This is a genomic window from Methanobrevibacter sp., from assembly GCF_036307625.1.
Classification (GTDB): Archaea; Methanobacteriota; Methanobacteria; order Methanobacteriales; family Methanobacteriaceae; genus Methanocatella.
This window is the reverse complement of record NZ_JAXJXF010000112.1, coordinates 1-8,065: the sequence shown is the minus strand read 5'-3', so window position 1 is coordinate 8,065 and position 8,065 is coordinate 1. Positions and strand designations below refer to the sequence as shown.

The window sequence follows — 8,065 nt, the reverse complement described above, 5'->3', positions numbered from 1 at the left end:
AGCTCTGATAACCATTTCCATTAAGTTGAAGATGCTGTCATCTACTTCAACACCAGGTTTGATGTAGTCTTTAGCTACTTGGTGAATACCCATTTCCATAGCCGGGTTGTTTTGGATTGTAGCTACTACAATGTTTGCGTAATTACATAATCCATTGTCATCTGATTCATAGTGGTGGATTAAAGTACCACGAGGAGCTTCTACAATACCTACACCTTTACCTTCGGTTCTTTCTAATTCATCAGGGAATTTTTTACCAGATAAATCTTCTTCTAATGCTGCAGCAGCACATTCAGCGGATGCTAATAATTCGATGAGTCTAGCATAGTTGAATAATAATGGTGCTTGAGCATATCCGAAAGCGTCACGGAAAGCTTTGAGAGCTTCTTGTGCGAGAGGTGCTTCTTTAGGCATTTGATCACAGACGTTGATCCTGGATAATGGTGCTACTCTGTAAATACCTTCTGGGTATCCCATTTCTTTAATGTAAGGGAATTTTAACCAGGAGTAAGGTTTTACGTGTTCAGCAACATAGTCAGTGTATTCTTCGTTTCTGTATTCAAACATGTCGCTTCCATCTTTGTCTTTGAATCTAATGTTACCATTATATACATCCCAAGTTCCATCAGGTTTTACGGTACCACAGTGTCTGGTGTCACCGAAGTTACCTAATGAAGAGATTAAGTCAATGTTTTCTTCAAATACTGGAATAGCTAAGTCTAAAGTAGCTTGTGCTAATTCTACATTTTGTTTAGCTCTTTCGAGTAAATCTTTTTGAGTATCAGCATCTAATTCAGTAGAGATACCACCAGGAGTGGATGAAGTAGGGTGAATAGGACGACCACCTATTTTTCTAACCATTTCTAAACCGTTTCTTCTGATGTTAATAGCTTGAAGTGCAACTTCAGGCATATCTTTAATTACTTGGAAAACATTTCTAGTTTTTCTAGTTCCGTTAGGAATAATTAAATCTGGTGCAGCTAAGAAGTAGAAATGAAGTGCGTGGGAGTGCATGTAAGAACCCCAGTTCATAATTTCTCTCATTCTGTAAGCAGCAGGTAAAATTTCGTAATCATCAAAACCAAAGATTTGGTCAACTGCTTTAGCAGCTGCTAAGTGGTGTTGTACATCACAAATACCACAGATTCTTGGTACGATTCTTGCTAATTCTTCAACAGGACGACCAGTTAAGAATTTTTCGAATCCTCTGAATTCCATAACGTGTAATCTTGTTTCTTCTACATTTCCTGCATCGTCGAGATGTACGGTAATTTTAGCGTGCCCTTCAATACGAGTAACAGGCTCCATAGTAAGTTTAACCATTTTATTCTCCTCCTTTCTGCATTTTCATAGGTACTAAAGCTGCAGCTAATGTGTAAGTATAGAATGTACCTACAATATCATCTAATTGATCTGCGACAGTTTCAGGGTCTACAGTTTTATCTTCGTTTACACCATAGTCAGATGCAATCGCACTGATCATTTTTGCTCCTTGATCTAATACTTTAGCAGTAGGACCGTAACATCCTCTACATTGGATACCAATGGAAGGACATTCTGCACCACATAAGGATACGGTTGCAGGACCCATACATACTAAACCTTGAGTAATTAAACATAAATCAGGTTCAGGAGCTCCTAATTCGAATTGTCTTTTAATGAAATCCATAGCTAAACCAGCAGGTGGTTTTTCTCTAGGACATACTTCACAAAGGTTAGTTGAAGGTAATTCGATTGTTTCTCCTCTTAATAATGTTAAAATAGCTTCTGCCACAACATCGGAACGAGGTGGGCAACCTGGAATCATTAAGTCAATATCCATACATTCACTTAAAGGTCTTACTCTGCTTTCGAGATGAGGTACATCTTCATTAGGAATAATTCCTTCAGGGTTTACAGTGGATACGGAGTTAATGTATGCTTCTTCTTCTAATTCTTCTACAGTCCATAAGTTTCCGAGACCTGGAATACCACCGTAGCAAGAACAAGTTCCGTAACAAATAACCATGTTAGCTTTTTCATTTAACATTTCAGCTAATTCTCTGTTTTCGTCGTTTCTGATTCCACCTTCGACAATAATAATATCTAACTCAGGTACTTCATCATATTTAGTATCCATGAGCACAGGGGAAAATTCAAAATCCGCAAATTCCATAACATCAATTAAGGATTCGTGGAAATCCGCAATGGATAAGTGGCAACCGGAACATCCGCCTAACCACATAGTTCCTATTTTTACTTTATCTGCCATATTAAACTCCTCCAATTTATCTTTCAGCATCTAATTGTTCTTTTAATGGAGCTGGACCTAATTCTTTGATTCTGTTAACCATCATTTTAACAGCTTCAGAGAATTTTTCACCTTCGGACGCAGAAATCCAATCGTGGTGAACTCTTTCTTTTCCAATTCCCATATCTTCGACTAATCTATAAATTAATCTCATTCTACGATCTAATTTATAGTTACCTGCATCATAGTGGCAGTCACCCATGTGACATCCAGCTACAAATACCCCATCAGCACCTTCTTGGAATGCTTTTAAAACAAATTGTGGGTCAATTCTTCCAGAACACATTACACGAATAACTCTAATATTCGGTGGGTATTGCATCCTTGCAGTACCTGCTGTGTCTGCTCCTCCATAGGAACACCAGTTGCAACAAAACATTACAATTTTTACATCATCAGCCATAGAGTTTCTCCTCCTCTATAAAATATTTTTTACCAATTTTGAAAAACTTTTGTTTCTCAAAACCAATTTTAAAGTTTTTTAAAAAATTTTAAAATCTTTTTTTAAGGAATACAAGTTTAGGTATGCCTTAAAATCACAATTTATGTACGTAATGAGCTAGCTCAGCATAACATTATGTACTGAATAATATATTTCATTAATAATTAATATAAAGGTTACTTAGAAAAATAAGCCAAAAAGTTTATATACTATAAAACAAAATTTCGAAAAAAAGTAAAAGAACGTCAAAAAAAGAAAAATTAGATGGAATTACATTCCATCAAGACTCATATCAATCATGTTTTGAGTTTGCTGTGCCAATTCGTCAGGAAGTCCTGTTATATCCATATTTAAAAATCCGCGAACAATCATGGATTCGGCATCTTCTTCGGATATTCCACGAGAAGTCAGGTAGTTAATCTCATCTTCAGAAATTTTACCGACAGCAGCTTCGTGAGACATTTCAAGATTTGCGGAACTGGCTTCTAATTCAGGGACTGCATAAATAAAACTGTCATCAGATAAAACTAAACCATGGCATTCCAAATGACCTTTAACTTCAGGAACAGTACCTGCAAGATGTCCTCTAGCATAAATTTGAGATTCATCTTGAGCAACAGCTCTTGAAATAACTTCACCTTTAGCACCTTTAGCATTTAATAAAACTCTGGATCCCACATCAATAATTGAATCCTTTTTACCGCCTTGAATACTTTGGAAAATAGCTCTTGAATTTTCACCATTACAGTATGCAGTAGGGAAAGATTGAATAGTGCTAACCGGACTGGTTAAAATGTAATTATTAATATAAGTAGAATTATCCGCTAAATTTATAGCAGTTCTTGGACGGACTTCAACCTCTTCAGCCCAGTTATGAACCATGGTAAATGTAATTTTTGAACCTGGTTTTAAGTACATTTCTGATACACCGACATGCATTGCGGATGAAATATCATCACCTGTTGCACAGCCAGTTATTAAATGCAATTCTGAGTTTTCTTCAGCAATTATCACATTGTGAGCAGTTTGCATAATATCTGTATCGCTGATGAACATACAAGCTTGAACCGGCATGACTTCTTTGGTTTCAGGAAGGGATCTTACAAAATATCCACTTACAATTCCATTTTCCTTTTCGTTTATAGCGGTTTTTGCAGTATATTTATCTGCATCAGGTTTAACAACATTCCAAAGATAATCATCCAACCAACTATATTTATCTAAAGCAACAGCCATATTCATTACTTCAATTGAATCGGACATTGAATTGTTTGTAAAAATATTACTTTGGTCAACCTGTAAAAATGAACCGGACCTGTTATTCTCTTCAGTATCCACACCGACTTTCAAAAGGTCTTTTTTGGTTTGATTGCTTAAATCATCCAAATCATCAATCATGTCCAATGCATTAACTGTTTCATCAGAAAAATTTTCAATAGTGACATCAGCACCTATAGCAGCTTTTTTATCTTTAGCTCTTTCAGCATCTTCATAAACATTGCGCACACTCAACACATCCATTAAAACCGTTTTTTCTAATATCTTCTAAAATTTCAGTAGGATTTCCTGAACAAGAAATTACACCATCAATTAAAACATGTGCTTTATCTGCACTAACAAAGTTTAGAATATAACCTAAATGAGTAATTAAAAGTCCACTTCTTTTTCTATTTCCTTGAGGTTTATCCTTATCCAATAATGTACCAATTTCAGAAGCCAATAATTCAACATTCTCAATATCCACACCAGAATCAGGTTCATCGAACATGGTGAAATCTGGCATTTGAGCCAATAACTGTAGGATTTCAGATCTTTTAACTTCTCCCCCTGAAAATCCTAAATTAACATCCCTATCCAAGAATTCATCGCTGAATTTAAGTTGTTCAGCTAATTCTTTCATTCTAGGATTTAAATCTTCATCCATGTCCTGATGAGATTCAATTTTTAATAAATCTCTTACAGAAACACCTCTAATCGCAGGAGGTGTTTGGAAACTTACACCAATACCCAATTGAACTCTTTCAGCAGTAGATAATTTTGTAATATCTTGGCCTTTAAATTTGATAGAACCTTGAACTATATCATATTGTGGAAAACCCAAAATAGTCAAAAATAAAGTACTTTTACCAGCACCATTAGGCCCTAAAAGAACATGAGTTTCTCCTTCAGCTATGGAAAGGTTTATATCTTTTAAAACCCTTTTCCCAGCTACTTCAACTCCTAAATTTTCAATTTCAAGCAACATATAATCACCTTAAAAAAAATATGAATTTGTTTTATACTAGTATAACTTTAATTTACTAAATATAAATACTTAACATACATATAAAAAAAAGTTTAAAAATCAATAAAAAATTAAAGATAAATAAAAAAAGAGAATAACTGAATTATTCAGTTACAATAATAAATTCGCCAACTTTTTCAACTTTAGCAAAAGGAACTAATAACAAATCGCCGTTTCTTTTAGCACCTTTTACATGAATGTTACGGTCACTTTCAACTCTAATAGCTATATCAACAATTTTACCTGTTTTTTCGTTGATGATTAATTCATCCAATACGCCAAGAATACGTGCATTATTGGTAGCTACTTGATAGTTCTTTATTTCACTCCATAACTTTTCTTCTCTTTTAGGAATTTGTCTATTTTCCATTAAATCACCTGATAAAAATTAAATTTAGTTATATAAATATTTAACTTCATTATATTTAAACATAATATTCATCGTATAATTTTTCAGCAACTTTACTATCCGGAATCGTATTAATATTCAATGCCAACTCATCTTTTGGAATAACCAATTGGTCTTCATCCTGAACTATATTAACACTTCTCAACACATTGAGACCAGAAGGAACATATCCATTGAATTCATATGAATAATCAAGTCCCAACTTTTCAAATATTTCAACAGGAACCAGTGTTGATAATGCATCTTTATCGGAATTCAGGTAATAATCCAAAACATAATCAATAGTTTGTGTTGAAATGAAAGGCAAATCAGCATTAATGAAAAGTAATACGTCGTCTTTGGATTTCTTTTCAAAATAATCAAGAATATAAGACAAATCAGTCAAATAATCTTCACCCGAAGTATTCAAAATCTTAAAATCTCCATCTGCAGAATTTAAATATTTTGTTGTTTCGGGAGTATTGGGACTCACAGCAATAAACAATTTGTCGATGAATTTAGATTGATTAATATTATCTATGACATATTTAATCAAAGGTTTATCATGTAATTTGAAAAGAGGCTTTTCGCAAGGAACTTTAAGTCTAGTTCCCCTACCTCCAGCCATCAATATTGCATAAATCATGATAAACCACATTGAATTTAAGCGAATTTACCGCCTGCCATTTTCATACGGTCTTTAAGAATACATCTTCCCCCTTGCTTACCTCCAATAGGGAACTTAGGAGTACCCATTGAATTCATACAACGAGCCATGATAGCAGAACCTAAAGCAAGACCATCTTCCACAAATACTACATTTTCAAACTTATCTTGCACTGCTTCTAAAATAAGTTCAGGTTTTCTACCAGTAATTCCTGCCCTTCCAGTAATTCCTAAAGCTGAGCCCGGAACGATGACATTTTCTTCAAATGCAACATCCAAAACCCTTTTAACAATGTTTGTACTGACATAATCCAAAGTTGAAAGTAACGTTGGAAGACCATCTGCATCATAGAATTGAGCACCCAATTCCATCAATTCAGGTAATTTATCCCCATTAACACCAACATCACAACCAATTAAAGTGGTACCTGCATTATCTGCAGCTACAGGATTAACTGGAACAGTACCGAACCTTTGAACATCCATCGGAACTTTACGAATATCAATTAATTTATGAGCTTCAAGTGCATTAGCTTCAGCCTGTTTATGGTTAGCTTTTTTCATTGCCTTTTCATCATATAAGTCTAAAGCTGCTCCATTTTTCTTATCGATTTGGCCAGACCCTCTAGCAATGGAATCACTTACAACACCTGCAAGACCTAAAAAGTTACCAACAGTGTTTGCATACGGTTCATTATCATTAACAATACGTCCTGCCAATGTTGATCCGAAATCTAAAGAAACACAAGGGTTTCTATAATCAACTTCAGTCCACTTAGCACCTAATTTAATACCTGCAGTAACAAGTTCCCCTTCCATTTCATTAGCAACTGTTTCTTTACCTTTAGGAGGAACAACACTTACAACAGCCCCATCAAACATAATATTTTCCAAAAGAGAATGTTTCTGTAATCTTTCAGGAAGTTGAGAAATACTCATTGCCGGAGACATCTTACGAGGAGGTATATCTGCTGCAAGACAACCATCAGCCAATGCTATAATGAGTTGACCAGCTTCTTCAGCAGTTGCAAAACCTGCAGTTACCCCAGTAGACCTAACAACAAAATCTAAATCTTCATCCTTATCGACTTGACATTTTTTAAGAGATTCCAAAACAGTATCTCTAATTAAATCAGTTACAGCTTCCTTGGAAAGTTCAATTCCCCACACAGTTTTACCAAAAACCTCTTCTGAAGGTTTAGGTGGCCTAATATCACGAGTCATTTTAACTGTTTTATTCAAAAGATAAGATTCACTGGTATTCAAATTAGTAGCCATTACAATAGATTTTGTAGTGGTGTTACCTAATTCAACAGAAGCAGTTACATAAAAAGTATCAGGTTTTTTAACAGCACCAGGACTTGCAGGACCTGCCCTTTGGGCCTTTAATGTGGCCAAATTGCCGTCTTTGGAATGGGCAATTATAGGCTTAGGACCTTTATTAAAAATTTTACTTAAAAAAGACATTATTCAACCTCTCCAAATATTAAAGTTAATTAATAATCTCTTTTTAAGATAATATAAATTTTATTAAAAAAATCTTTAGAAAAAATCACAAAAATAGTTAAAAAAATTAAAAAAAAAAAAGATTAGATGAAATGAATCATCTAATCGGACCCTTAGTGTTTATAATAATTTGTTAATTGGGTGTTCTTCTACAGGTTCGGTACCGATATCTTTTGCTGCTTCAGCAATCATAATATCAGCCATACCACAAGCAGGGAATGCTAATCTAGCATTTTCGATTGGTCCAAAGAGAACAAAGTCCCCACCAGCCATTTGTTGAACGTATTAGAACCAATATCACAAACAGGCCATGCTTCTTTGTGTTCTTTTTTGTATCCTCTTAACCAATCCCATGCGGATGGTACGTTGTGAATACCAGATCCTACTGGATATCCCCATTTAGCTTTTACAGCGTAGGAAGTTCTTACAGCAGGTCCTGCACCTTGACCTAATGGAGTAACTGCTACATCCATGAATGGTTTAGTGATT

At 34.7% G+C, this 8,065-nt stretch carries 8 protein-coding genes and 1 pseudogene; all 9 read right to left on the bottom strand.

Annotated features, from left to right (window positions below):
* On the bottom strand, nucleotides 1-1,323 hold a 1,323-nt coding region (locus UIB65_RS07215), incomplete at its 3' end, for a Ni/Fe hydrogenase subunit alpha (protein ID WP_330040582.1).
* 1 nt (nucleotide 1,324) lies between these two features.
* Nucleotides 1,325-2,251, bottom strand: a complete 927-nt coding sequence (locus tag UIB65_RS07210) for a F420-nonreducing hydrogenase (RefSeq protein ID WP_330040580.1) — start codon at nucleotides 2,249-2,251, stop codon at nucleotides 1,325-1,327.
* 16 nt (nucleotides 2,252-2,267) lie between these two features.
* Complete coding sequence (locus UIB65_RS07205) at nucleotides 2,268-2,693, bottom strand: hydrogenase iron-sulfur subunit (RefSeq protein WP_330040578.1); 426 nt, start codon at nucleotides 2,691-2,693, stop codon at nucleotides 2,268-2,270.
* 309 nt (nucleotides 2,694-3,002) lie between these two features.
* Complete coding sequence (locus UIB65_RS07200) at nucleotides 3,003-4,253, bottom strand: SufD family Fe-S cluster assembly protein (protein WP_330040576.1); 1,251 nt, start codon at nucleotides 4,251-4,253, stop codon at nucleotides 3,003-3,005.
* The gene (locus UIB65_RS07195) at nucleotides 4,222-4,977 is read right to left on the bottom strand and encodes an ABC transporter ATP-binding protein (RefSeq protein ID WP_330040574.1); all 756 of its coding nucleotides are present in this window, start codon (nucleotides 4,975-4,977) and stop codon (nucleotides 4,222-4,224) included. The genes UIB65_RS07200 and UIB65_RS07195 overlap by 32 nt, the downstream gene beginning before the upstream one ends.
* Nucleotides 4,978-5,119: 142 nt before the next feature.
* Nucleotides 5,120-5,386 (bottom strand): PRC-barrel domain-containing protein, encoded by a 267-nt coding sequence (locus UIB65_RS07190; RefSeq protein ID WP_292753564.1) that lies wholly within the window; start codon nucleotides 5,384-5,386, stop codon nucleotides 5,120-5,122.
* A 55-nt stretch (nucleotides 5,387-5,441) separates the two neighbouring features.
* Nucleotides 5,442-6,050 (bottom strand): NTP transferase domain-containing protein, encoded by a 609-nt coding sequence (locus UIB65_RS07185; RefSeq protein WP_330040571.1) that lies wholly within the window; start codon nucleotides 6,048-6,050, stop codon nucleotides 5,442-5,444.
* A gap of 17 nt (nucleotides 6,051-6,067) precedes the next feature.
* Complete coding sequence (locus tag UIB65_RS07180; protein WP_330040569.1) at nucleotides 6,068-7,537, bottom strand: methanogenesis marker 14 protein; 1,470 nt, start codon at nucleotides 7,535-7,537, stop codon at nucleotides 6,068-6,070.
* A gap of 159 nt (nucleotides 7,538-7,696) precedes the next feature.
* Nucleotides 7,697-8,065: pseudogene (locus tag UIB65_RS07175) on the bottom strand (tetrahydromethanopterin S-methyltransferase subunit H); the annotation flags it as partial.

Excerpts from the sequence above, each read along its gene's own strand:
- UIB65_RS07195 (WP_330040574.1), bottom strand. The coding sequence starts at position 4,977 with ATGTTGCTTGAAATTGAAAATTTAGGAGTTGAAGTAGCTGGGAAAAGG.
- UIB65_RS07200 (WP_330040576.1), bottom strand. The coding sequence starts at position 4,253 with ATGGATGTGTTGAGTGTGCGCAATGTTTATGAAGATGCTGAAAGAGCT.
- UIB65_RS07185 (WP_330040571.1), bottom strand. The coding sequence starts at position 6,050 with ATGATTTATGCAATATTGATGGCTGGAGGTAGGGGAACTAGACTTAAA.
- UIB65_RS07180 (WP_330040569.1), bottom strand. The coding sequence starts at position 7,537 with ATGTCTTTTTTAAGTAAAATTTTTAATAAAGGTCCTAAGCCTATAATT.
- UIB65_RS07210 (WP_330040580.1), bottom strand. The coding sequence starts at position 2,251 with ATGGCAGATAAAGTAAAAATAGGAACTATGTGGTTAGGCGGATGTTCC.
- UIB65_RS07190 (WP_292753564.1), bottom strand. The coding sequence starts at position 5,386 with ATGGAAAATAGACAAATTCCTAAAAGAGAAGAAAAGTTATGGAGTGAA.
- UIB65_RS07205 (WP_330040578.1), bottom strand. The coding sequence starts at position 2,693 with ATGGCTGATGATGTAAAAATTGTAATGTTTTGTTGCAACTGGTGTTCC.